A 24,546-nucleotide genomic window follows, 5' to 3' on the forward strand; every position below is an offset into this window, starting at 1 on the left:
GTTCAGGCTCGCCGACTAGGGTGCTGGCAGACACTCAAACAGGCGAGGGAGAAGCAGATGGCGGGTCGACTCGCGGTCGTCGGGGCGGGGCTGATGGGCTCCGGGATCGCCCAGGTGGCGGCGCAGGCGGGCTGGCACGTGACGCTGCGGGACCTGGACGACGCGGCCACCACCCGGGGCGTCGACGGCATCCGGAGGTCGCTGGAGAAGTTCGCCGAGAAGGGGAAGATCGCGGCGGCCGACGTCGAGGCGACGCTGGGTCGCATCACCCCGACCACCGACCTGGAGGCCGCCGCCGACGCGGACATCGTGGTCGAGGCGGTCTTCGAGCGGCTGGAGATCAAGCACGAGGTGTTCCGCGCGCTGGACAAGATCTGCAAGTCGGACGCGATCCTCGCCACCAACACCTCCGCCATCCCGGTGACCCAGATCGCCGCGGTCACCGAGCGCCCCGAGTCGGTGGTCGGCACGCACTTCTTCTCGCCGGTGCCGATGATGAAGCTCTGCGAGCTGGTGCGGGGCTACAAGACCAGCGACGCCACGCTGGCCACCGTCCGGGCGTTCGCCGAGGAGATCGGCAAGACGGTGGTCGTGGTCAACCGGGACATCGCCGGTTTCGTCACCACCCGGCTCATCGCCGCCCTCGTGGTCGAGGCGGTCAAGCTGGTCGAGTCCGGCGTGGTCTCGGCCGAGGACCTGGACACCGCGTGCCGGCTTGGCTTCGGCCACGCCATGGGCCCGCTGGCCACCACCGACCTGACCGGGGTCGACGTGCTGCTGCACGCCGCGAAGAACATCTACACCGACACGGCGGACGAGAAGTTCTTCCCGCCGGAGCTGCTCCAGCGCATGGTCACCGCCGGTGACCTGGGCCGCAAGAGCGGCAAGGGCTTCTACACGTACTGAGTCGCGTCGGGCGGGCGCTCCGGCGCCCGCCCGTCCGCGTCGTGCGGACGGGACGGCCGCTCAGCCGTCCCGGCGCGTCGTCCAGCGGAACGTGGTGAGGCAGAGGACCAGGCCGATCACGCACCAGGCGCCGAGGACCAGGGCGACCCGGCCCAGCTCGAACGAACCGCCCGGCTCCTGGCCGCCGAAGCTCTCCGGCAGGAAGACCGAGCGCAGCCCCTGGCACATCCACTTGAGCGGGAAGAGCGCGGCCACCTGCTGCATCCAGCTCGGCAGCTCGGTGAAGACGAAGAACACGCCGGAGATGAACTGGAGCACGAGCGCCACCGGGGTGACCACCGCCGAGCCGCTGCGCGCGGTGCGGGCCAGCGACGAGATGGCGATGCCGCAGAGCGTGCAGGCGGTCACGCCGAGCGCGGCGACCCAGCCGAAGGTGAGCCATCCGACGAGGCCCGGCAGGTCGAGGTCGAAGAACGCGACCGAGACGGCGAGCAGCAGCGCGGTCTCCGCGATCCCGATCGCCACCACCATGAGCACCTTGCCCGCGAAGTACACCCACTTCGGCATCGGCGTGCCCCGGTAGCGCTTCAGCACCCCCCGGTCCCGCTCGATCGGGATCCAGATGCCGAGGTTCTGGAAGCTGACCGTCATCAGGCCGGTCGCGATCATCCCGGTGATGAAGTACTGCGTGTAGCTCACTCCGGGCGCGATCTCGTCGCGGAAGATCGCCGCGAAGATCAGGATCATGATGACCGGGAAGCCCATCGTGAAGACGACGGACTCCCGGCTGCGCAGGAACTGGGTGATCTCCAGCCGGCCCTGTCGCAGGCCGAGCGCGACCGGGCCCACCCGGCGGGCCGGGGCGGCGGCGACCGGGGCCGCCGGCTTCGTGGTGGTGGTCATCGGTGTCCGATCATCGTGAGGTAGACGTCTTCCAGGGTCGGCCGGGTCACGGTCAGGCCGGGCACCTCGCCGCCGTGGCGCGCGGCCAGCTCCGCCACCAGCGCCGTCGGCGTCGCGCTCTGCGCGCTCTCCACCGCGCCCTCCGGCGTACGCCAGGAGACGGTGGCCAGCGCCTCCCGCCGGTTGCCGAGCTGGTCCGGCGCGGCCACCTCGACCAGCCGCCCGCCGGCGATGACGCCGACACGGTCGGCCAGCGCCTCGGCCTCGTCCAGGTAGTGGGTGGTGAGCACGATGGTGGTGCCGGCGGCGGCCAGGTCCCGGATCAGGTCCCAGAACTCCCGGCGCGCCTCCGGGTCGAAGCCGGTGGTCGGCTCGTCCAGGAAGAGCAGCTCGGGCCGGCCGATGATGCCCAGCGCGACGTCGAGGCGGCGCTTCTGCCCGCCGGAGAGGGTGTGCGTCCGGGCCCGGGCCTTGCCGGACAGCCCGACCCGCTCGATTACCTTCTCCGGGTCGTCGGCGTCCGGGTAGAAGCCCGCGAAGTGCCGGACCACCTCGGCGACGGTCAGCTCGTCGAATTCGCCGGTGCCCTGGAGCACGATGCCCACCCGAGCCCGCCAGTCCGTGGCCGGGCTGGCCGGGTCGCTGCCGAGCACCGAGACCTCTCCGGCGTCGCGCCGCCGGTAGCCCTCCAGGATCTCCACGGTGGTGGTCTTGCCCGCCCCGTTCGGGCCGAGCAGAGCGAACACCTCGCCGCGCCGGACGTCGAGATCCAGGTCGGCCACCGCCACCGTCTCGCCGTACGCCTTGCGCATCCCCCGTACCGAGATCGCGAGCTCGTTCTCCATGCCGTCAAGTGTGCGACCTGGCAGGGGACGCCGGTCCGGCGGGGTGTGGGGATCGCCGCCATGTCGTGCCGTCCGTACCCGGGCGTCCCCTCCATGGACGTGTGTGGTTTTCCACAGCCCGTTTTACTGAACGGTAACTTAGACTCCGGCCATGGACGAGAAGGCCCTCCCGGGACGGCTGCCGGAGCGCGACCGCCCCTGGGTGATGCGCACCTACGCCGGGCACAGCTCGGCCGCCGCGACCAACGCCCTCTTCCGTCGCAACCTGGCGAAGGGGCAGACCGGCCTCTCGGTCGCCTTCGATCTGCCGACCCAGACCGGGTACGACCCGGACCACGAGCTGGCCGCCGGCGAGGTGGGCCGGGTCGGGGTGCCGGTCGCGCACCTCGGGGACATGCGGGCGCTCTTCGACGGCATCCCGCTCGCCGAGATGAACACGTCCATGACCATCAACGCCCCGGCGATGTGGCTGCTCGCCCTCTACGCCACCGTCGGCGCGGAGCAGGGCGCCGAGCCGGCCCGGTACGCCGGCACCACGCAGAACGACATCATCAAGGAGTACCTGTCCCGGGGGACGTACATCTTCCCGCCGGCGGCGTCGCTGCGGCTGACCGCCGACGTCATCGCGCACACGCTGACCGCGATGCCGAAGTGGAACCCGGTCAACATCTGCTCGTACCACCTCCAGGAGGCGGGCGCGACACCGGTGCAGGAGGTCGGCTTCGCGCTGGCCACCGCGGTCGCCGTGCTCGACGCCGTACGCGACTCCGGCCAGGTGCCGGCCGAGCGGATGGGCGACGTGGTGCAGCGGATCTCGTTCTTCGTCAACGCCGGGGTGCGCTTCGTCGAGGAGATCGCCAAGATGCGCGCCTTCGGGGCGCTCTGGGACGAGATCACCCGGGACCGGTACGGCGTGACCGACCCGAAGCAGCGCCGGTTCCGCTACGGCGTGCAGGTCAACTCGCTGGGCCTCACCGAGGCGCAGCCGGAGAACAACATCCAGCGCATCGTGCTGGAGATGCTGGGTGTGACCCTGTCCCGGGACGCCCGGGCCCGCGCGGTCCAGCTGCCCGCCTGGAACGAGGCGCTCGGCCTGCCCCGGCCCTGGGACCAGCAGTGGTCGTTGCGGATGCAGCAGGTGCTCGCGTACGAGTCGGACCTGCTGGAGTACCCCGACCTCTTCGCCGGCTCGCACGTGATGACCGCGCTGGTCGACGAGATCGTCGCGGGGGCCCGGGATGAGCTGGACACGGTGCTGGAGATGGGCGGCGTGGTCGGCGCCGTGGAGGCCGGCTACCTCAAGAGCGCACTGGTCGCCTCGCTCGCCGAGCGGCGCCGCCGGATGGAGGCCGGCGCCGACGTGGTGGTCGGCGTCAACCGGTTCACCGAGACCGAGCCCTCGCCGCTGACCGCGGCCGGCGCCGAGGCCGTCGAGCAGGTCGATCCCGCGGTGGAGGCGTCGGCCGTGGCGGCCGTACGCGAGTGGCGGGCCGGCCGGGACGGCCCGGCGGTCGACGCGGCGCTGACGCGGCTCCGGGCCGACGCGGCGACCACGGCGAACCTGATGCCGGCGACGCTGGAGTGCGTGCGGGCCGGGGTGACCACCGGCGAGTGGGCGGGCGCGCTGCGCCAGGTCTTCGGCGAGTACCGGGCGCCGACCGGGCTGTCCGGCGCCGCCGGCGCGGGCGGGGACGCCGGGCTGGCCGGCGTCCGGGACCGGGTCACCGCCACGGCCCGTGAGCTGGGCACCGGCCGGCTGCGGCTGCTGGTCGGCAAGCCGGGCCTGGACGGGCACACCAACGGCGCCGAGCAGATCGCGGTGCGCGCCCGGGACGCCGGCTTCGAGGTGGTCTACCAGGGCATCCGGCTGACCGCCGGGCAGATCGTCGCGGCAGCGGTGGAGGAGGACGTCGACCTGGTCGGGCTCTCCGTGCTCTCCGGCTCGCACCTCGCGGCGGTGCCGGCGGTGCTCGACGGGCTGCGTGCCGCCGGCCGGGCCGACCTGCCGGTGGTGGTCGGCGGCATCATTCCGGCCGGCGACGCCGCGCAGCTCCGCGCCGCCGGTGTGGCCCGCGTCTTCACCCCGAAGGACTTCGCGCTCACCGGCATCGTCGACGAACTGGTCACGGTGATCCGGGAGGCCAACGACCTGGCGTGACACGAGCGGCGGCTCTTCGTCGGGCGGCTGGCCACGCGCGGCCGCGGCTCGCCGGTGCGGTCCGGCGGCTCAGCGCTCGTCGTAGGTCATGCAGTCGGCCATGTCGTTGTCCGGGCCGACCCGGATCGCCGGGGCGTGGCACTCCAACTGCTCGTTGTGCCGGCAGTCGCCCCGTTGGCAGGCGCCGACCTGGGCGATCAGGTCGGCCACCCCAGCGCGGACCGGCAGCTCGACAAACGTGTGGCAGTGCGCGTGGTCCACGCTGCCGATGGTGATGGCGAACGCGTGGCAGTCGCCGGTGTGGTTGTACGCGCACGCCGAGACGACGCACTCTTCGACGCGGGGCATCTGCATCGCAGCGGTCATGCCGACCTCCAGAAAGGGCTTTTGCCCCGATTTTAGGCGTACGGTGGAGATCGGTGGTCCCGATCGGCCACCGCGTCAGCCCAGCGGGGCCGGGGCTTTGCCCCGCCGTCAGCGGGCCCGCGCGGGGTCCGCGAGCACCTCGGAGAGCGGGGCCGGCTGCAGGCCCCGTTCGGCCAGGCCGGCCAGGATGTGCGGCAGCGCCTCGTCGGTCATCGGCGCGTTCGCCTCGGTGACGTGCAGGATGATCACCGAGCCGGGACGCACCTGCGACAGGACCGCCCGGACCACCGGCCGCCACGCCGTCGCGAACGGGTCGCCACTCACCACGTCACCGTCCACCACCGTGACACCGAGCGGGGCCAGCGCGGTCAGCGCCGTCTCGTCGTGGCAGAGCCCGGGGAAGCGGAAGTAGCGGGTCTGCCGACCGCCGTACGGCGCGATCACGTCGAACGTCCGGGCCACGTCGGCGTTCATCTCCTGTTCCCGGATCCGGGGGAGCTGGTAGCAGTCCGAAGTGAAGGCCAGGTGCCCGTAGGTGTGGTTGGCCAACTCGAACCGCGGGTTGCCGGCGAGCCGACGGGTCACCTGCGGATACTGCTCGACCCACTTGCCGGTCAGGAAGAAGGTCGCCGGCACCCGCTGCCGTTCCAGCAGCTCGATGATGGCCAGGTTCGCGTACGACCGCACCGCGCCGCTGCGCAGTTGGCGCCGCATGGCGTCGGTCAGGTCCGCGTCGAAGGTGAGCGCGACCTTGTTGCCCGTCCGCGGCCCGTGGTCCACCACCGGTGGTCGTGTGCCGGGTCGGGTCCCGCCGGGCAGCGATGTCCCGGTGTCACCGCCCGGCGGCACCGATGCCGGAGCAGGGCCGGGCCCGGGCGGTGCGCCGGGGCGGCCGGCGCCGGTTGTGCCGGTTGTGCCGGCCGGGCCGGACGGGCCGATTGCGCCGGTCGGGCCGGTCGTGGCGGCGACTCCGGTCGCGGCCCCCTTCGTGCCGGGCAGCCGGGCCAGGCTGGCGCTCGCCGGTTCGTGGCGGGGGAGCGGGCCGCTGAGCAGGGCCGCCGCGCCGGCCAGGGTGACCAGCGTCGCGGCGACGGGAACGCGGAGGTTCTTCACGGACACCGGGGGATGATCTCAGCGAACGCGGTCGCGCGTGTGCCCCGCGCCCCGCTGCGTGGCGACGTGACGCACCGCGAGATGACGTACCTCGTTTCGCTGGACCTCTCGCCCGGCCCAACGAGTGGATCACGCAGCGCGGCTGAGTGATCTGGGGTTGATGTCCGGTTCGCGGGGGCTGGGGTTTCCGCCGAGCCGGGGTGTCTGGGTGGTTTGGGGTGTGACCGGGGGCATCCTCGGGCCGGAATGGTGGGTGGTCGGGGGTCGTTGAACATGGGCGACGGTCGGGGTACCAGCCCCGCAGCCGGTTGGTCCGGCCGGGCCGCGCGGATCGGTGAGAGCCCCGGAATGATGGTGGGCCGCCGGTCGTTGTGCATGGACCCGGCGCGGTGGCCGGCCCCGGAATGATGGCGGGCCGCCGGTCGTTGGATATGGACCCGGCGCGGTGCGGCACCCCCGCCGAACCGAGCGCCGAGCCCCTGGTCGCGGTGAGCGTGTTGCTCCCGGCCGACCCCGAGGTGCGGACCACCCCCGAGTTCGTGACCCCGGGACACAGACTTTCCTCCCTTTGTGCGGACGCCGTTGGTGTTCCGCGTGCCGCGCCGGCCCCCATCGGCGTGACTCACCCCCGAAGGAGCTTCGTCATGAATACGATCATGCGGAAGAGCGTGCTGGGTATTGCTGGTCTGGCCTTCGCCGGTGGTGTCATCGGTGGTCCGATCGCGGCGCACAACGCGCAGTCGGTGGATGTGTCGCCGGTTGCCGTGGTGCAGTCGGACAAGGTGGATGCCGGCAAGCTGATCCCGCACGGTGTGCAGGGTGCGCAGTCGCGCATCGATCTGGACGACGAGCAGGTCGCGAATGTGAAGGCGATCATCGCGGCGACGAAGAAGTCCGGTATGGACGAGCGGGCGGCGGTGATCTCGATCGCTACCAGCCTGCAGGAGTCGAAGCTGGAGAACCTGGGTCACCTGGGTGACATGAACGACCATGACTCGCTGGGCCTGTTCCAGCAGCGCCCGAGCTCGGGTTGGGGTAGCCCGGAGCAGATCACTGATCCGGAGTACTCGACCCAGGCGTTCCTGAAGGGTCTGAAGCAGGTCGACGGGTGGCAGGACATGCCGCTGACCGACGCCGCGCAGACGGTGCAGGTGTCGGCGTACCCGGATGCGTACGCGCAGTGGGAGCAGCAGGCCGCCGACCTCGTCGCCCAGTACTGGAACAGCTGACCCAACCGAACACGAGCAACACCGCTGGCCGGCACCCCACCCCGGGTGCCGGCCAGCGGCGTCTCGCGGATCAGACCCGGAAGCCTGCCGCCCGGGCAGCCTGCCGCTCCCGGCGGCGGTCGGCGCGGCGGCGCCGGAACCAGAAGAGGAAGACGACCAGACCGGCCAGGAAGAGCAGCACCAGCACCGGCAGCAGGAGCGCGACCACCGACATCACCACACTGGTGGCGTCCTCGGCCGTGCTGGCCACCGGTGCGCCGACGCCCGCGGTGGTCGCGTTGATGACCGGACGGGCGGCGGACTTCAGCAGGTGCACGCCGAACGCGATGAGCACGCCGGTCGCCACCGGCACCCACTGGTGGGACGAGAAGAAGCTGCCTGGGTCACTCACCGTCACCGTCTCCGTGGACGACCCGGCGCCGAAGGCCAGGCCACCAGCGGTCGGGCGGACCACGGTCTGCACGACGTCGTTCACGTGGTCGACCACCGGCACCTTGTCGGCGACCACCTCGACGGCGAGCAGCCCCGCCAGGATGATCATGACCCAGCCGTTGCCGAGCCAGGCCCAGCCGCTGGGCAGGTCGATCAGGTCGGTGTAGCGGGCGAGCAGACCCATGGTGAGCAGAGGGATGTAGGCGTTCAGACCCGCCGAAGCGGCGAGACCGGTTCCGGTGAGGACTTCGAACACGATCTCAGCATCCCACCGGCGCGCCAGTGCCGCTCGGTGGCGCCGGCCGGCTCCTCCGCTACCCTCGTCGGGTGCGGTTGGTGATTGCGAAGTGCTCGGTGGACTACGTCGGACGGCTCTCGGCCCACCTGCCGCCGGCCACCCGGCTGCTCATGGTCAAGGCGGACGGCTCGGTCTCCATCCATGCCGACGACCGGGCGTACAAGCCGCTGAACTGGATGAGCCCGCCCTGCCGGCTGGAGGAGGCGCCCGGGGTGTGGCGGGTGGTCAACAAGGCCGGCGAGGAGCTGCGGATCACCCTGGAGGAGATCTTCCAGGACACGTCGTACGAGCTGGGTGTCGACCCGGGCCTGCGCAAGGACGGGGTGGAGGCGCACCTCCAGGAGTTGCTGGCCGCCAACCCGGAGACCCTCGGCGAGGGCTACACCCTGGTCCGGCGCGAGTACATGACCGCCATCGGCCCGGTGGACCTGCTCTGCCGGGACGCCGAATCCCGCGCGGTCGCCGTGGAGGTGAAGCGGCGTGGCGAGATCGACGGAGTGGAGCAGCTCACCCGTTACCTCGAACTGATGAACCGCGATCCGCTGCTCGCCCCGGTCGCCGGGGTCTTCGCCGCGCAGGAGATCAAGCCGCAGGCCCGGGTGCTCGCCACCGACCGGGGGATCCGCTGCGTGGTCGTCGATTACGACAAGCTGCGCGGCATCGAGCGTGACGAGCTGACCCTGTTCTGAGCCGGGGCCTCACCTGCCGTACATCATCTTGATGGCCTTGACGAGCCGGGCCAGGTCGGCCGGCGTGCGTTCGAAGGTCATCGACGGCAGCAACGAGCGGGCCCGCCGGCGGGTGATCGCCTTGGCCCGGCCGAACTCGCGCAGCCCGTCCTCGCCGTGGATCCGGCCGAAGCCGGATTCGCCCACGCCGCCGAACGGCAGGGTGGACATGCCGGCGAAGGTCAGGGTCGAGTTGACCGCGGCCATCCCGGAGCGCAGTCGCCGGGCGATCGCCACCGCTCGGCGCCGGCCGAAGACCGCGCCTCCCAGGCCGTACGAGAGGGCGTTGGCCCGGGTGACCGCCTCGTCGGCGTCGCGGACCCGGTTGATGGTCAGGGTCGGGCCGAACGTCTCCTCGCGGACGGCGGCCGAGTCCTCCGGGACGTCGACCAGCACCGTCGGGCGCACGTACGGCGGCTGCACCGCGTCGGCGCCGCCCAGCACCGCCCGGCCGCCCCGGGCCAGCGCGTCGTCGATGTGCCGGCGGATGACGTCGACCTGGGTCGGCATGGTGATGGGGCCGATGTCGGCGCCCTCCGGGCCGACGGTCAGCCGGCCGGCCCGGGCGACCACCTTCTCGACGAAGGCGTCGAAGACCGGCTCGACCGCGTAGACGCGCTCGATGCCGATGCAGGTCTGCCCGGCGTTGGTGAGCGCGCCCCAGACGCACGCCTCGGCGGCGGCGTCCAGGTCGGCGTCGGCGTCGACGATCATGGCGTCCTTGCCACCCGCCTCCAGGAGAACCGGCGTCAGCGACTCGGCGCAGGCGGCCATCACCTTCTTTGCCGTCGCCGTCGAACCGGTGAAGGCGAGCTTCCCCACCCCGGAGCGGCAGAGCGCCGCGCCCACGTCGCCGAGCCCGTGCACCGCGGTGAGGACCGGGTGCTCCGGCACCACCTCGGCGAAGCTGTCCACCAGCCATTGCCCGACCGCCGGCGTGTACTCGCTCGGCTTGAGGACGACCGCGTTGCCGGCCGCCAGCGCGTACGCGGTGGAGCCGATCGGGGTGAAGACGGGATAGTTCCACGGGCCGATGACGCCGACCACGCCGTACGGCTGGTATTCCAGGTGGGCGGAGAACTCCGCGAGGATCAGCCGGGACCGCATCCGGCGGGGGCCGAGCACCCGGCGCGCGTTGCGGGCGGCCCAGTCGATGTGCTCGACCGCGGTGACGATCTCGACGACGGCGTCGCCGACCGGCTTGCCGCCCTCGAGGTGCACCAGCTCGGCGAGCTGCTCGATGCGTCGGGCGAGCAGGGCCCGCCAGCGCAGCAGGCGTTCCCGACGGCCGGCGAAGCCCAGCGCGGCCCACCACTCCCCGGCGGCGCGGGCGCGCTCGACCGCCGACGCGACCTCGGCGGGGGTGGCGACCGGGAACCGCCCGGCCTCGGCGCCGGTGGCCGGGCTGGTGGAGACCAGCACGCCGTCGGTGACGATCGGGGCGCCCGGGACATGCACAGCCGTCATGGCCGAAGTCTAGACCCGAACATTACTCGCTGGTAGGTCGGTGAGCGGCCGGAATGTCGTTTCCGCGCGGCGCGCCCCGCGTCCCCCGGGCGGTGTCGGCGGGACGATGGACCGGACCAGGAGGGCCGCCCGAACGGGGGTCGGACGCTGCCCGGCCGGGGATGCGAGGTGTCCGCGTGGCGGTGGAGAGCCACTACCGTCTGATGGCAGGCTGACGCGCGGGGTAACGGTCTGGGGTGGAGGCTGAGGGGTCCATGGAGGAGCGTCCCGAACTGCTGCCGTTGTTGTCGGTCGCCGGTGGTCCGATGCGTGGGGCAAGCTTCCGGCTTCGCGCGTCGCCACAGGTCATCGGCAGGGCGCCGACGGTCGACGTGGTCGTCCACGACCCGCATCTGAGCCGGCGGCACGCCGAGGTCTGGCTGGCTCCCGAGGGAGCGTCGCTGCGGGACATCGGCTCGACGAACGGCACCTGGCTCAACGACCGGCGGATCACCGGGGTGGAACAGCTCGCCGACGGCGACGTGATCCGGATCGGCCGCACCGAGCTGCGCTTCTTCGACCCGGGCGTGGCGCGCACCGACCCGGTCGGGCTCAGCTTCGGCCCGCCCCGGCAGGACTACCGGCCGACGCTGCCACTGCCGGTGCCGCTGAAGACGCCGCCCTCCGCGGTGCGCTGAGCCCGTAGCGGCCGTCGACCACACCGTCCGGCGGCGCCGGGTGGGGGCCGGCCACATGGACCGGGGCCGGGCGGGGTGGCAGCATGCCGCGGATGGAGACCGAGCAGCGGATCGTCACGGCGAACGGCATCACCCAGGCGGTGCGGGTGGCCGGGCCGCCCGGCGGTGTGCCGGTGCTGCTCGTGCACGGCAACTGCTCGTCCGCCGCCTTCTGGGAGCCGCTGGTCCGGCGGCTGCCGGACACGCTCCGGATCGTCGCGCCCGACCTGCGCGGCTACGGCGACACCCCGACCGCCCCGGTGGACGCCACCCGGGGGCTGCGCGACTTCGCCGACGACGTGGCCGCCCTGCTGGACGAGCCGTCCCTCTTCGGCGCCGCGGCCGCCCGTCCGGTCGTGGTCGGGCACTCGCTCGGCGGGGGAGTGGCGATGCGACTGCTGGTCGACCACCCGCAGCGGGTGGGCGGTCTGCTGCTCTCGGCGCCGGTGTCGCCGTACGGCTTCGGCGGCACCCGCGACGTGGCCGGCACCCCCACGACGCCGGACTTCGCCGGCACCGGCGCGGGCACCGCGAACCCGGACTTCGTGGCCCGGCTGGCGGCCAAGGACCGGGGTGAGGACGCCCAGACCAGCCCGCGCAACGTGCTGCGGGCGGCGTACGTGGCGGACCCGGCCTCGCTCGGCGAGGACGAGCAGCTGCTGCTGGACAGCCTGCTCTCCACCGCCACCGGGGACGACAACTACCCCGGCACCGCGGTCACCTCCGCGAACTGGCCGGGTATGGCGCCGGGTGACCGGGGCGTGCTCAACGCGCTCGCCCCGACGTACTTCCGGATCGCCGACGAGCTGGTCGCGGTCGCGCCGAAGCCACCGATCACCTGGGTACGCGGCGACGCCGACGTGATCGTGTCGGACACCTCGCTGTTCGACCTGGCGTACCTCGGCTCCCTGGGCGTGGTGCCCGGCTGGCCGGGCGAGGCGGACTGCCCGCCGCAGCCGATGATCGGTCAGACGCGGGCGGTCCTGGACCGCTACGCCGCGGCCGGCGGCGCATACCTGGAGATCGTGCTCCCGGGCTGCGGGCACAGCCCGCACCTGGAGCGGCCGGCCGAGTTCGTGGCCGAACTGCTGGCGCTGACCGCCGTCCCGACCGCCTGACCGGCCCCGAACCCGGGCCGCCCGAGCCACCCGAAGCCGGGCGGCCCGACCCGGGCCGCTCGCATTTCCGCCCGTCGATCGGAAGCGGGCGTGCTGGGTGAAATAGGCCACGGCTTCTCGACAACCGAGCGTCACGTGGCAGACTCGCGCGCATAACCTTAGCGGCCGTTCAAGCGGCCGTCGGAGCGTTTGGGGAGGCCGGTCGTGGCGCGCGAGTTCACCAGCGTGGGCGTTGTGGGGCTGGGCACCATGGGTGCCGGCATCGTCGAGGTCTTCGCGCGGAACGGCATCCAGGTCGTCGCGGTGGAGATCTCCGAGGGCGCGCTCGAGCGCGGCCGGACCACCCTCACCGGCTCCACGGACCGGGCGGTCGCCAAGGGCAAGCTCGACCCGGCCGACCGCGACGCGCTGCTCAGCCGGGTGACCTTCGCCGTCGGGCTCGACGCCCTGCACTCGGTCGACCTCGTGATCGAGGCGGTGCCCGAGCACCTCGACCTGAAGCAGCGGATCTTCGCGGAGCTGGACCGGGTCTGCAAGCCCGAGGCCATCCTGGCCACCAACACCTCGTCGCTGAGCGTCACCGAGATCTCGGTCGCCACCACCCGGCCCAACCAGGTCATCGGCATCCACTTCTTCAACCCGGCGCCGGTGATGAAGCTGGTCGAGGTCGTCCGCACCGTGGTCACCTCGGCCGACGTGGTCGCCGACGTGGAGACGCTCTGCACCAGGCTCGGCAAGGTCGACGTCACCATCAACGACCGCGCCGGCTTCATCGCCAACGCGCTGCTCTTCGGCTACCTCAACCACGCGGTCGGCATGTTCGAGTCGCACTACGCCAGCCGCGAGGACATCGACGCCGCCATGAAGCTCGGCTGCGGCCTGCCCATGGGCCCGCTCGCGCTGATGGATCTGATCGGCCTGGACACCGCGTACGAAATCCTGGACACGATGTACCGGCGCGGTGGACGGGACCGCCGGCACGCCCCGGTGCCGCTGATCAAGCAGATGGTCACCGCGGGTCTGCTCGGCCGCAAGTCCGGCCGGGGCTTCTACACCTACGAGCGGCCGGGCTCGCCGGTGGTCGTACCGGACGAGGCGACGCCGGTGGCCACGGAGGCCGCGCTCGCCGACGGCGCCCGCGCCATCACCAAGGTCGGCGTCGTCGGCTCCGGGACGATGGCCACCGGGATCATCGAGGTCTTCGCGAAGGCCGGCTACGAGGTGGTGTCGGTGACCCGGGGCGCGGAGAAGTCCGCGACGGTCTGCGACGCCGTGAAGACCTCGCTCACCAAGGGCGTCGTGCGCGGCAAGCTCAGCGAGGACGACCGGGATGCCGCGCTCGGCCGGATCACCTGGTCGGCCACTCTCGACCACCTCGCCGACGTCGACCTGGTGGTCGAGGCGGTGGTCGAGGAGTTGAGCGTGAAGAAGGCGCTCTTCGCCAGCCTGGACGAGATCTGCAAGCCGGGCGTCGTGCTCGCCACCACCACCTCGTCGCTGCCGGTGATCGACGTCGCGATGGCCACCCAGCGGCCGGCCGACGTGGTCGGGCTGCACTTCTTCAACCCCGCCCCGATCATGCCGCTGGTCGAGGTGGTGCGGACCATCCGGACCTCGCCGGAGACCACCGCCACCGCCCGCGCGGTGTGCGCCGCGCTCGGCAAAACCGCGGTCGTGTGCGGGGACCGCTCCGGCTTCATCGTCAACGCGCTGCTCTTCCCGTACCTGAACGACGCGGTGAAGATGCTGGAGGCGAGCTACTCGACCGCGGACGACATCGACCACGCCATGAAGCTCGGCTGCGGCTACCCGATGGGCCCGTTCGAACTGCTCGACGTGGTCGGTCTGGACGTCTCGCTGGCCATCCAGCGGGAGCTGTACCTGGAGCTGCGCGAGCCCGGCTTCGCCCCCGCGCCGCTGCTGGAGCACCTGGTCACCGCCGGCTACCTGGGCCGCAAGACCGGCCGGGGCTTCCGCGACCACACCCACCGCTGATCCGGGTCAACACCGGGCGCCGACGACCTTGGCGAGCCGACGACCTGGGAGTGACCGTAACCTTGGCTACGTGAGCCCTCGTCGCAACCGTCCCCGCCGGGACGAGAACGCCCACCTGGACGCGGACCGGGCCCGGCAGGGCGTCGAGTCGGTGCAGCAGTGGCGCGACGGCGAGTGGCAGGTACGCGGCATCAGCGGCGGCGCCTCGGTCAAGACGTACCGCTGCCCGGGTTGCGACCAGGAGATCCGCCCCGGGGTGGCGCACCTGGTGGCCTGGCCGGCGGACGGTCGGGGCGACCTGACCGACCGCCGGCACTGGCACAGCGGCTGCTGGCGGGCGCGGGACCGGCGCGGCCCGGTGGTGCAGCGCGGGCGCAGCGCCCCGCGCTACGGCTGAGCGATCTGGATCACCTCGTTCGCGGCCGGATGGGCGGCGGCGGCGAGTTCGCGCCAGACTTGGGCGGTGAGCACAGCGATCCGCGCGTCGTCCATCCTCCCCGGCCGTCGGGAGGACATCGAGCTGCACACCGCCGACGGGCTGCGGCTGGTCGGCGAGCTGGCCCGCCCGGTGGACCGCGAGCCGGTGGGCACCCTGGTCTGCCTGCACCCGCTGCCCACCCACGGCGGGATGATGGACAGCCACGTGTTCCGCAAGGCGGCCTGGCGGCTGCCCGCCCTGGCCGACCTCGCCGTGCTCCGCTTCAACACCCGGGGCACCAGCAGCGTGCGCGGCACCAGCGAGGGGGCCTTCGACAACGCCGTCGGCGAGCGCTACGACGTGGCCGCCGCGATCGAGTACGCCGAGTTCCACGAGCTGCCGAACATCTGGCTGCTCGGCTGGTCGTTCGGCACCGACCTGATCCTGAAGCACGGCTGCGACCCGGCGATCGCCGGCGCGATCCTGCTCTCCCCGCCGCTGCGCTACTCGAACCCGGAGGACCTGGCGCTCTGGGCGCGGTCCGGTCGGCCGCTGGTCGCGCTTGTGCCCGAGTTCGACGACTACCTCCGGCCGGCCGAGGCCCGGGAGCGGTTCGCGGCGGTGCCGCAGACCGAGGTGGTCGGGGTGCCGGGGGCGAAGCACCTCTGGGTCGGCGACGCCGAGCGGGTGCTCGACGAGGTGGTCCGTCGGGTCAACCCGGCCGTGCCGCTGCCGCTGCCCACGACCTGGGACGGCCCGATGGAGACCGGCGACGTCAGCGCGTACGCCGACCGGACGGTCGCCTCGTTCGCCGACCGCCCGGTGCCGGGCCCGCCGCAGGCGCAGGCCGGCTGACCGGCGTCAGCGCCGCTGCTGCCGGGGCAGCACCACCTCGCGCAGGATGAGCTGGAGGGCGGCCACCGTCGGGATGGCGACGAGCGCGCCCACCACGCCGACGAGCGCGACCCCGAGCAGCGCCGCGAGCAGGGCGGCGACCTCGTTGACCTCGACCGAGCGGCGCATCACCTTCGGGTAGATGAGGTAGTTCTCCACCTGCTGGTAGATGAGGAAGAAGACCACGCAGGCGATGCCGGCGGAGAGGTTGGTGGCGAAGCCGACCAGGCTCACGATCACCGCGCCGATGGTCGCACCGATCTGCGGGATCAGGTCGGTCACCGCGACCACCACGGCCAGCGCGATCGGGTAGGCCAGCCCGACGATCAGCGCGAAGATGAAGGTGCTGATCCCGGCCAGGACCGCGATGCACAGCGCCCCGACCATGTACGCGCCGACCTTGGCGAGGATCTCGTCGCCGATGAGCTGTACCCGCTCCCGCCGGGACCCGGGCACCAGGGCGTAGCCGAGGGACCGGAGCCGGTTGAAGTAGGCCAGGAAATAGATGGTCAGCACCAGCACGGTCAGGATCCGGAAGATGGTCCCGAAGATCAGCTGCGCGCCGCCGAGCACCCCGCCGAGGGCCCGGCTCAGGGTGTCCGCGTTCACCGCCTCCTGCACCCGCTGCACCAGGTCGTACCGCTCGACCAGGTCGTTGACCGTCTCGTTGCGGCGCAGCTCCTCGACGTAGCTCGGCAGTTGCTCCACGAACTGCCCGGACTGGGTGACGATCGGCGGCACCAGCGCCACCACGCCGCCGCAGAGCAGCAGCACCACGGCGGTGGTGACCAGCGTGACGGCCAGCCCGTGCGGCAGCCCCCAGGACCGCAGTCGGGCAACGGCCGGATAGAGGCCGATCGCGAGGAAGAGCGCGATCACGACCAGGACCAGGATGCCGGCGGCGTTGCGCACGCCGAGATAGAGGGTGTACGCCAGCAGCACGCCGAGCGCCCCGGTGAAACCGACCAGGAAACTGCTGCGCCGCAGCGGCCGCCCGGGCGGCCCGAACCGCCCCGAACCGGCGGCGGGTGGCGGGTCGAGCGCGTCGGCCGACGGGTCACCGGTCGACGGGGCGTGCGGCGGCTGCTCGCCTTCCGGGTCCGGGGTGTGCCGGTGCCCCCGAGCCCGATCCGCGCCGGGCGGCGGCGCGTCGGCGTGCTCGGGCTTCGCACGCGGCCCGCCGGCGTGGCCGGCGTGCTCGGGCCGTGGAGGCGGCGCGTCGGCTCGCTCGGGGCCCGGTCCGTCGGCCTTCGGCCCGTCCTGCGTCACCAGATCCTCCGGTCAGGTCCGCGGCTCGGCCGCCCCGTCCACGAGCCGGCGCGCCCGGCGCCCGCCCTGCCCGGAGACTACTGGTCACCCGTGCCGCGAGCCATCCGCTCCCCGACCGGTCCCCGGCCGCTGAGCCGGCGGTTCCGCACAGCACCGTGGTGTGCACCGCACCTCGCGCGGACCGGCGGGGGATCGGGCCCCCGGGGTCACTCCTTCTCGACGGTGACCGTGTTGGGCTTCGCGGCGCGCTCGTCGGTGGTCGGCTTGCTGGGCCGCTTGCCGTTCTCACCGGTGCTGGTGATCTTCGTGGGGGTCGCGCCCCGGCCACCCTCGCCGGGCACCGCGGCCACCGTCGGCTCGCCGTCCACCGCCGCGCCGGCGGCCCCGTCGTCCACGGTGGTGACCGGTTCGGCCACCGGCCGGGCCTTCGACTGATCGGCCGCCGCCGACTCGCCCTCGGTCGCCGGCTCCGGCTTGGCGGCTGCCGGCTCCGGCTTCGCCCCCGCCGGCTTCGCCGTGCCGTCGGGTTGCGCCGGCGCGCCGACCAGCTTCGCGCCGCCGCCGACGGCCTGCGCCTTCGCGGCGACGGGCTCGGGCCTGCCGTCGGCGCCCGGCGCCTTCGTGACGACCGGCTGCGGCGTGTCACCGACGGGCTTCGCCGTGCCGCCAACCGGCGCGCCCGCGCCCGGCTCGGCTTTCGGGTCCCCCGGGCGGGAGGTCGCGGCCGGCTTCGCCGTCGGGTCGGCGCCCGCGGCCTTACCGGACCCGACCGGCCGGGCCGCCACGGCCGGGCCGGCGGCCGAGGCGGGGCTGACCGCCCCCGCCGGTGGCGGGGAGGTGGGGCCGTCGGTGCCGCCCGGCCCGGTGACGGCCTGCACCCGAAGCTCGGCCAGCTGCCGCTGGAGTTCGTCCGACTCCTGCCGGGACTTCCAGGTCTCCTGGCGCAGGTCGGCGAGCTGCTGCTGCGCCTGGGCGATCTCCAGCATCACCTGGGCGAGCTGCTGCCGGCCGGCCGCGACCTCCTGCTGGGTCGCGGCGAGGTGCTGCTGGGTGGTGGCCAGGGCCTGCTGGGTCGTCGCGGCGTACTCCTCGAACTGTCGCCGGGAAGCCGCGACGTGCTCGTCGGCCGTGCGGCGCTTCTCGACCGACTCGGTCTCGGCCTGGCGCAGCAGCTCCGTGGCCTGCTCCTCGGCCTGCCGGCGCATCGTGGTGGCAGCCCGCTCGGCGGCCTGCCGGACCCGGTCGGCGCCCTGCTCGATCTCGTTCTTGCGGGCCGTGTACTCGGACTCCAACCGGTCGCGCCGGGACGTGAAGCTGGTCTCGAGTTCCTGCTTGCGGCTGCTGAACCCGGTCTCCAGCTCCTGCTTGCGGGAGGTGAAGCCGGTCTCCAGCTCCTGCTGGCGGGACTTGTACTGCTTCTCCAACTCGTCGCGACGCTTGGTGAACTCCTGGTCGGCGGTGGCGCGGCGCTGGGCGAGCTCGCGGTCGGCGGCCTCGCGGCGAGAGTTGACCTCCTTCTCGACGCCGGCCCGCCAGGCACCCAGCTCCTGCTGGGTCTGCGCCCGCGCCTGCTGCACGTACGCCTCGGTCTCGCCACGCATCCGCTGCACGTACGCCTCGGTCTCGGCGCGGCTGCGTTTGGCCGACTCGGCCGCCTGCGTGGTCAGCCGCTCCGCCTCCTGCTGGGCCTTGGCCCGGGTGGCCCGACCGGCCATCGAGGCGTCGTCGATGATCTGCTTGGCCTCCCGCTGCGCCTTGGCGTGGGTCGCCCGGCCCGCCTCGGTGGCCTGATCGATGAGCCGCTTGGACTCCTGCTGGGCCTTGGCGTGGACCTCCTTGGCGGCGTCGCGCAGCTGGGTCGCCTCCTGCTGCGCCTTGGCCAGCACCTCCCGGGCCGCCTCCCGCAGCTTGGTGGACTCCTGCTGGGCCCGGGTGTGGATCTCCTTGGCGGTCTCCCGCAGCTGGGTCGCCTCCTGCTGCGCCTTGGCCAACTCGTCCTGCGCGTTGCGGCGCAGCTTCGCGGCCTCCTCCTTGGCCGTCCGCAGCGCGGTCTCCGACTCGGCCTTGCGGGCGGCGGCCTGCCGCTCCTCCTCGGCGCGCCGCGCGGCCAGGGCGATCTCGAAGTCCTTCAGCGCCGTCGCGGCCTGCTCGCGGGCGTCCTCGATGATGTGCTCGGCGGCGGCGCGGCGGGACTCGATCTCCTCGTTGGCGGCGGTGACGATGTCGTCGGCCTGCTCCTCGGCGAGGCTAAGGATCTGCTCGACGCGGGGGCCGAGATGCCGGAACGACGCCCGGTCGACCACACCGACCTGCTTGCGCACCTGGGCCAGGTCCCGCTGGAGCACCTCGACCTGGCCGGCGAGCTTGTGGATCTGTGTGTAGGCCTGCTCCCGCTCGGCCGCGAGAGTCGCGATCTCGTGCTCCGCACGCGCGACGTACCGGTCGACCTGCCTCTTCTCGTACCCCCGCAGAGCGGACTCGAAGCTGGGCTCCGTGGCCACGTCCCCGCCGAGTGCGAACAGTTCCTCGCCGTGCGACATGCCCTCATCCTCACACGCATTGGGTCCTGCTGGGGCGATACGGACGCCCCTGATGGGACCTACTTCACTCGGGTCGTACCGGTTGATATCAAAGGATGGGAAAAGCATGCGGCGCGGGGCGGGCACCGGTCACCCGGTGCCGCCCCGCGCCGCATCATGCCCCGACCTGGCGGTGCGTCAGCTGGCCGTCTCCGCGGCGACCTTGCCGCCGTCGGCCTTCCCGGCCTCCGGCTTGGCGGCCGCGCCGGACGCCGGCACGCCCGGGACGATTCCGGCGAGGCCGGACAGCATCTGGCCGAGCTGCGAGGTGACCGCGTCCTTCTGGCGGGTGAGGTCCTCGACCTCGCGACGGGCCGCCTGCGTGGTCAGCTCCGCCTCGGTGCGCGCCTCGTTGAGCTGGCGCTGCGACTCGGCCTTCGCCTCGTTGAGCGTCTTCTCCGCGAGGGCCTTGGCCTTGTCGATCGTCTCGTTCGCGGTGCGCTCGGACTCGACCCGGCGCGCCTCGGCGCGCTGCTCGATCTCCTTGGCGCGCTCCTGGGCTGCCCGGGCCCGCTGCTCGGCCTCGCTGACCAGCTTCTGGGTCTGCGCGACCTGGGCGGCGTGCCGCTCGGACTCCTCGCGCTCGGCCTTCTCACGCCGCTCGGCGAGCTGCAGCTCGAGGGCCTGGAGGTCCTTGTCGCGCTTGTCCCGGGCGTCGGTGAGCAGCTTGGTCGCCTCGGCGCGCTTCTCCTCGGCCTCGCGGGCGGCCTTGGCCCGCTGCTGGGTGATCTCGCGCTCGGCGGTGGCGCGGAGGGTGGCCACCTCCCGCTCGACGGTGGACTTCAGCTCCGCCACCTCGTGCGCGGTCACCGTGCGCAGCTGCTTGGTCTCGCGCTCGGCGTCGGCGCGCAGCGTGTCGGCCTCCCGCCGGGCCTGGACCCGGACCTCGGCCGCCTCCCGCTCGGCGGCGGTGCGGAGGTTGCCCGCCTCGCGCTCGGCGGTGGCCTTCATCGCGGCCGCCTCGGCACGGGCCTTGTCGGTGATCTCACGCGCCTCAAGGCGGGCGGCGGAGAGGATGCCCTCCGACTCGCGCTTGGCCTCGTTGCGGTGGTCGTTGGCCTGCTCCTCGGCCAGCCGGAGGATCTGCTCGACTCGGGTGCCGAGGCCGGAGAGGGTCGGCCGGCTGTTCTCCTCGAGCTGCTTGTTGGTGTCCGTGAGCTTCTGCTCCAGCGCACCCATGCGCTGCTCGGCCTGGCGGAGGCGACGCTGGGCGTCGTTCATCCGCTGCTCGGCCTCGGCGCGGGCCTGCTCGGACTGGGTCAGCGCGGCGGTCATCCGGCCGATGAAGTCATCGACCTGGTGAGTGTTGTATCCGCGCAGGCCAACGGTGAAATCTGGCTGCGAGTTCGCGTTATCGAAGAACGCGAGAGGGGAGGACTGCTGCTGGGGCATTGGGACATACTGGCAGACGCCCCAGGGTGGTTCGCAAGAGCGGTACGAACCTTTCGCGTCCTCTTTACATGGTCAACTCCGGCCGGTCGGGTCACCGGACCAAACGCCGATCTTGGCAGGTCCCGGGCGGGTCGGACGGCGCGGAGCGGAACGTGGAAAAGGGTCGCGGGGGTGGTCCCCCGCGACCCTTTGTCCGGCCGCCCTCCGGATCACTCGAATGGGCTCCGGCAACCTGCGCGAAAGGCAATCGCGTCCACCGCATTGGTCATCCGGGGCTCCGCCGTCCGTCGGCCGGGGCGCCCACGCCGACCGCGGCGGTCAGTGCCCCCGGAACCGGTTGATCGCGGTCTCGTGCCGGGCGCGCAACTCCGGGTCGCGGACGCCCAGGCCGTCCCGCGGCGCGAGACAGCGGACGCCGACCTTGCCCTGGTGAGCGTTGCGGTGCACCTCGTACGCGGCCTGGCCGGTCTGCTCCAGCGGGTACGTCCGGGACACCGTCGGGTGCACCCGGCCGAGGGCCACCAGCCGGTTGGCCTGCCAGGCCTCGTGGTAGTTGGCGAAGTGGCTGCCGACGATCCGCTTCAGGTGCATCCAGAGGTAGCGGTTGTCGTACTGGTGCTGGAAGCCGCTCGTGGACGCGCAGGTGACGATGGTGCCGCCGCGTCGGGCCACGTAGACGCTGGCGCCGAAGGTCTCCCGGCCGGGGTGCTCGAAGACGATGTCCGGGTCCTCGCCGCCGGTCAGCTCGCGGATCCGCTCGCCGAAGCGCCGCCACTCGTCCTGGTCCTGGGTCTCCTCGTCCTTCCAGAACCGGAAGCCCTCCGCGGCCCGGTCGATGACCAGCTCGGCGCCCATCTTCCGGCACAGCTCGGCCTTCTCCGGCGAGGAGACCACGCAGACCGGGATCGCTCCGCCGTTCAGGGCCATCTGGGTCGCGTAGCCGCCCAGGCCGCCCGAGGCGCCCCAGATCAGCACCACGTCGCCCTGCTTCATGTTGGCCCCGTGGTGCGACACCAACTGCCGGTAGGCGGTGGAGTTGACCAGTCCCGGGCTGGCCGCCTCCTCCCAACTGAGGTGCCGCGGCTTCGGCATCAGCTGGTTGGCCTTGACCACGGCCAGCTCGGCGAGGCCGCCGAAGTTGGTCTCGAAGCCCCAGATCCGCTGCTGCGGGTCGAGCATGGTGTCGTCGTGCCCGGCCGCGTCCTCCAACTCCACCGAGAGGCAGTGCGCGACCACCTCGTCGCCGGGCAGCCACCGGGTCACCCCCGGTCCGGTACGCAGCACGACGCCGGCCGCGTCCGAGCCGACCACGTGGTACGGCAGGTCGTGCCGGCGGGTCAGGTCGGAGAGCCGGCCGTAGCGCTGGAGGAACTTGAAGGTGGACAGCGGCTCGAAGATGCTGGTCCAGACGGTGTTGTAGTTGATCGCGCTGGCCATCACCGCGACGAGGGCCTCGCCGGGCCCGAGCTCCGGCGTCGGCACCTCCTGGACGTGCAGTGCCTTGCGCGGGTCCTTGTCGCGGGTGGCCATCCCGTCGAACATCCGGGCCTCCTCGGCGCGGACCACCACCCCCCGGTAGCTCTCCGGCACCGGCAGTCCGGCGAGGCCGGCGAGTTCGCGGTCCGGGTCGTTCGAGCCCTCCGCCGCCATGATCGCTTCGAGGATGTCCTGCACGGTGACCTCCGGTTCGTCCGCACCCGCGCGCACGGGCCTGGGTGCTGCCATCGTCGGCGCCGGTGCGACCGACCGCCATGTCGTCGTCCGACACATCCGGCACCGGGTCGCGCTCCTGTTGAAGGCGGACGTTACTGAACGGTAGCTAGGGCGGGAAGTCCTCTGTGAAAAATCGCATCGGCCGATGCGTGAAGGTGTCCGGGAGGGTGGCGAACCGCGCACCGGCGTGCTCCGGAGGGGTGGTACGCCGTGGGTGCGGGGCCGGCCCGCACGCCGCACCGGCCCGGCGGGCGCGCCGTACCGCCGGGCCGGTCGCGGTCAGTGGTCGGCGGCCGGTTCGACCAGCTCGACCAGGACGCCGCCGGCGTCCTTCGGGTGCACGAAGTTGATCCGGGAGTCCGCCGTGCCGCGCCGCGGCGTGTCGTAGAGCAGCCGCATCCCGCGCTCGCGCAGCGCCGCGCAGGCGGCGTCGATGTCCGTGACCGTGTACGCCACCTGCTGCACGCCCGGTCCGTTGCGCTCGAGGAATTTCGCGATCGTGCTCTCCGGGGTGAGCGGCGCGAGCAGCTGCACGCAGCCTCCCTCGGTGGTCGGGCCGACGGCGAGCATCGCCTCGCGTACGCCCTGCTCGGTGTTGGTCTCGATGTGCACGCAGCGCATGCCGAACGTCCGCTGGTAGAAGTCGATCGCGACGTCCAGGTCGGCGACGGCGATCCCGACGTGGTCGATCCGGCGCAGCCCGATGCCTGTGACGTAGTCCGCAGCGGGCTCGACGGGGGAGTTCTCAGCCATGGCGCTAGTCTGGCCGAACAATCGTTAAGGCGTACAGGTCGGCACCCCCCTCGGAGGCAGGTATGGCTTCGGTGATCATCAGCGGCGCGCGGACCCCGATGGGGCGCCTGCTGGGCAAGCTCAAGGACCTCCCGGCCACGAAACTCGGCGGCATCGCCATCAAGGCGGCGCTGGAGCGGGGCGGCGTCGCCCCCGAACAGGTGCAGTACGTGATCATGGGGCAGGTTCTCCAGGCCGGCGCCGGCCAGATCCCGGCGCGCCAGGCCGCCGTCGAGGCCGGCATCCCGATGTCCGTGCCGGCGCTGACCGTCAACAAGGTCTGCCTCTCCGGCCTGGACGCGATCGCCCTGGCCGACCAGCTGATCCGCGCCGGCGAGTTCGACGTGGTGGTCGCCGGCGGCATGGAGTCGATGACCAACGCCCCGCACCTGCTGACGGGCCAGCGCGGCGGCTACAAGTACGGCGACGTGGTGGTCAAGGACCACATGGCGCTGGACGGGCTCACCGACGCCTGGGACTGCTGCTCCATGGGCGAGTCCACCGAGCGGCTCGGCGCGAAGCACGGCATCACCCGCGAGGACCAGGATGCGTTCGCCGCGGCGAGCCACCAGCGGGCCGCCGCCGCGCAGAAGAACGGCCACTTCGCCGACGAGATCACCCCGGTGGTCATCCCGCAGCGCAAGGGTGACCCGCTCGTCGTCGACGAGGACGAGGGCATCCGGCCGGACACCACCGCCGAGTCGCTGGGCAAGCTGCGCCCGGCGTTCACCGCCGACGGCACCATCACCGCCGGCAGCTCCTCGCCGATCTCCGACGGCGCCGCCGCGGTGGTCGTGATGAGCAAGGCCAAGGCCAAGGAGCTGGGGCTGACCTGGCTGGCCGAGGTCGGTGCGCACGGCAACGTCGCCGGGCCGGACAACTCGCTGCACTCGCAGCCGTCGAACGCCATCCAGCACGCCCTGCGCAAGGGCGGGCTGAGCGTGGCCGACCTCGACCTCGTCGAGATCAACGAGGCGTTCGCCCAGGTCGGCATCCAGTCCATCCGGGACCTGGGGATCAGCCCGGCGAAGGTGAACGTCAACGGCGGCGCGATCGCGCTGGGCCACCCGATCGGCATGTCCGGCGCCCGGCTGGTGCTCACCCTCGCGCTGGAACTCAAGCGCCGGGGCGGCGGCACCGGCGCGGCGGCGCTGTGCGGCGGCGGCGGGCAGGGCGACGCGCTGATCATCCACGTCCCGGCAGCGGGCGAGTGAG

At 72.6% G+C, this 24,546-nt stretch carries 21 protein-coding genes; 10 read left to right on the plus strand and 11 right to left on the minus strand.

Annotation, left to right across the window (positions count from 1 at the left end):
* Nucleotides 1-57: 57 nt before the first annotated feature.
* Entirely contained in the window at nt 58-906 is an 849-nt protein-coding gene (locus O7603_RS26865; RefSeq protein WP_281572523.1) for a 3-hydroxyacyl-CoA dehydrogenase family protein, read from the plus strand.
* Nucleotides 907-966: 60 nt separating this feature from the next.
* Here the strand turns inward: O7603_RS26865 and O7603_RS26870 are convergent, their stop codons facing one another.
* Both O7603_RS26870 and O7603_RS26875 read right to left on the minus strand, forming a co-directional pair.
* Nucleotides 967-1,809, minus strand: coding sequence for an ABC transporter permease (locus O7603_RS26870; protein WP_281572524.1), 843 nt, complete (start codon nt 1,807-1,809; stop codon nt 967-969).
* Nucleotides 1,806-2,654: an ABC transporter ATP-binding protein gene (locus O7603_RS26875; RefSeq protein ID WP_281572525.1), complete on the minus strand. Its 849-nt coding sequence runs from the start codon at nt 2,652-2,654 to the stop codon at nt 1,806-1,808. The genes O7603_RS26870 and O7603_RS26875 overlap by 4 nt, the downstream gene beginning before the upstream one ends.
* 151 nt (nt 2,655-2,805) lie before the next feature.
* On the opposite strand from O7603_RS26875, the gene O7603_RS26880 reads away from it, so the two are divergent.
* Entirely contained in the window at nt 2,806-4,812 is a 2,007-nt protein-coding gene (locus O7603_RS26880; RefSeq protein ID WP_281572526.1) for a protein meaA, read from the plus strand.
* Nucleotides 4,813-4,881: 69 nt separating this feature from the next.
* Here the strand turns inward: O7603_RS26880 and O7603_RS26885 are convergent, their stop codons facing one another.
* Together O7603_RS26885 and O7603_RS26890 are read right to left on the minus strand one after the other, a co-directional pair.
* Nucleotides 4,882-5,178: a DUF1540 domain-containing protein gene (locus O7603_RS26885; RefSeq protein WP_281572527.1), complete on the minus strand. Its 297-nt coding sequence runs from the start codon at nt 5,176-5,178 to the stop codon at nt 4,882-4,884.
* 108 nt (nt 5,179-5,286) lie between these two features.
* Nucleotides 5,287-6,297: a polysaccharide deacetylase family protein gene (locus O7603_RS26890; RefSeq protein ID WP_281572528.1), complete on the minus strand. Its 1,011-nt coding sequence runs from the start codon at nt 6,295-6,297 to the stop codon at nt 5,287-5,289.
* Nucleotides 6,298-6,935: 638 nt separating this feature from the next.
* Here O7603_RS26890 and O7603_RS26895 point away from each other — a divergent pair.
* The gene (locus tag O7603_RS26895) at nt 6,936-7,520 is read left to right on the plus strand and encodes a hypothetical protein (protein WP_281572529.1); all 585 of its coding nucleotides are present in this window, start codon (nt 6,936-6,938) and stop codon (nt 7,518-7,520) included.
* A 70-nt stretch (nt 7,521-7,590) separates the two neighbouring features.
* On the opposite strand, the gene O7603_RS26900 is transcribed toward O7603_RS26895, so the two are convergent.
* Complete coding sequence (locus O7603_RS26900) at nt 7,591-8,208, minus strand: DUF4126 domain-containing protein (protein ID WP_281572530.1); 618 nt, start codon at nt 8,206-8,208, stop codon at nt 7,591-7,593.
* A 71-nt stretch (nt 8,209-8,279) separates the two neighbouring features.
* Here O7603_RS26900 and nucS point away from each other — a divergent pair, with 71 nt between their 5' ends.
* Nucleotides 8,280-8,939 carry an endonuclease NucS gene (gene nucS / locus O7603_RS26905; protein ID WP_281572531.1) on the plus strand — a complete coding sequence of 220 codons (660 nt, stop codon included), beginning with the start codon at nt 8,280-8,282 and terminating at the stop codon, nt 8,937-8,939.
* Between the two features lie 9 nt (nt 8,940-8,948).
* Here nucS and O7603_RS26910 read toward each other — a convergent pair whose 3' ends face one another.
* Nucleotides 8,949-10,445: an aldehyde dehydrogenase family protein gene (locus tag O7603_RS26910; protein ID WP_281572532.1), complete on the minus strand. Its 1,497-nt coding sequence runs from the start codon at nt 10,443-10,445 to the stop codon at nt 8,949-8,951.
* 254 nt (nt 10,446-10,699) lie between these two features.
* Here O7603_RS26910 and O7603_RS26915 point away from each other — a divergent pair, with 254 nt between their 5' ends.
* From O7603_RS26915 to O7603_RS26935, 5 genes are all read left to right on the plus strand, one after another.
* Nucleotides 10,700-11,122, plus strand: coding sequence for an FHA domain-containing protein (locus tag O7603_RS26915; protein WP_281572533.1), 423 nt, complete (start codon nt 10,700-10,702; stop codon nt 11,120-11,122).
* Between the two features lie 92 nt (nt 11,123-11,214).
* Complete coding sequence (locus O7603_RS26920; protein WP_281572534.1) at nt 11,215-12,279, plus strand: alpha/beta hydrolase; 1,065 nt, start codon at nt 11,215-11,217, stop codon at nt 12,277-12,279.
* 204 nt (nt 12,280-12,483) lie between these two features.
* A complete protein-coding gene (locus O7603_RS26925) occupies nt 12,484-14,274 on the plus strand; it encodes a 3-hydroxyacyl-CoA dehydrogenase (RefSeq protein WP_281572535.1) in 1,791 nt (596 codons plus the stop codon).
* 70 nt (nt 14,275-14,344) lie between these two features.
* Nucleotides 14,345-14,671: a hypothetical protein gene (locus O7603_RS26930; protein WP_281572536.1), complete on the plus strand. Its 327-nt coding sequence runs from the start codon at nt 14,345-14,347 to the stop codon at nt 14,669-14,671.
* A 66-nt stretch (nt 14,672-14,737) separates the two neighbouring features.
* On the plus strand, nt 14,738-15,547 hold the full coding sequence (locus O7603_RS26935; protein WP_281572537.1) for an alpha/beta hydrolase: 810 nt from the start codon (nt 14,738-14,740) through the stop codon (nt 15,545-15,547).
* Nucleotides 15,548-15,553: 6 nt separating this feature from the next.
* Here the strand turns inward: O7603_RS26935 and O7603_RS26940 are convergent, their stop codons facing one another.
* The 5 genes from O7603_RS26940 to mce all read right to left on the minus strand — a co-directional run bounded on the left by O7603_RS26940 (nt 15,554) and on the right by mce (nt 23,292).
* Nucleotides 15,554-16,855, minus strand: a complete 1,302-nt coding sequence (locus O7603_RS26940; RefSeq protein WP_281572538.1) for an AI-2E family transporter — start codon at nt 16,853-16,855, stop codon at nt 15,554-15,556.
* 206 nt (nt 16,856-17,061) lie between these two features.
* Entirely contained in the window at nt 17,062-19,395 is a 2,334-nt protein-coding gene (locus O7603_RS26945; protein ID WP_281572539.1) for a hypothetical protein, read from the minus strand.
* Between the two features lie 177 nt (nt 19,396-19,572).
* Entirely contained in the window at nt 19,573-20,826 is a 1,254-nt protein-coding gene (locus tag O7603_RS26950; protein ID WP_281572540.1) for a cell division protein DivIVA, read from the minus strand.
* A 318-nt stretch (nt 20,827-21,144) separates the two neighbouring features.
* On the minus strand, nt 21,145-22,500 hold the full coding sequence (gene ccrA, locus O7603_RS26955) for a crotonyl-CoA carboxylase/reductase (RefSeq protein ID WP_281576824.1): 1,356 nt from the start codon (nt 22,498-22,500) through the stop codon (nt 21,145-21,147).
* Nucleotides 22,501-22,818: 318 nt separating this feature from the next.
* Complete coding sequence (gene mce, locus O7603_RS26960; RefSeq protein ID WP_281572541.1) at nt 22,819-23,292, minus strand: methylmalonyl-CoA epimerase; 474 nt, start codon at nt 23,290-23,292, stop codon at nt 22,819-22,821.
* 62 nt (nt 23,293-23,354) lie between these two features.
* On the opposite strand from mce, the gene O7603_RS26965 reads away from it, so the two are divergent.
* Nucleotides 23,355-24,545, plus strand: a complete 1,191-nt coding sequence (locus O7603_RS26965; RefSeq protein ID WP_281572542.1) for an acetyl-CoA C-acetyltransferase — start codon at nt 23,355-23,357, stop codon at nt 24,543-24,545.
* Nucleotide 24,546: the final 1 nt, after the last annotated feature.

It is taken from the genome of Micromonospora sp. WMMD812 (genome assembly GCF_027497215.1).
Lineage (GTDB): Bacteria > Actinomycetota > Actinomycetes > Mycobacteriales > Micromonosporaceae > Micromonospora.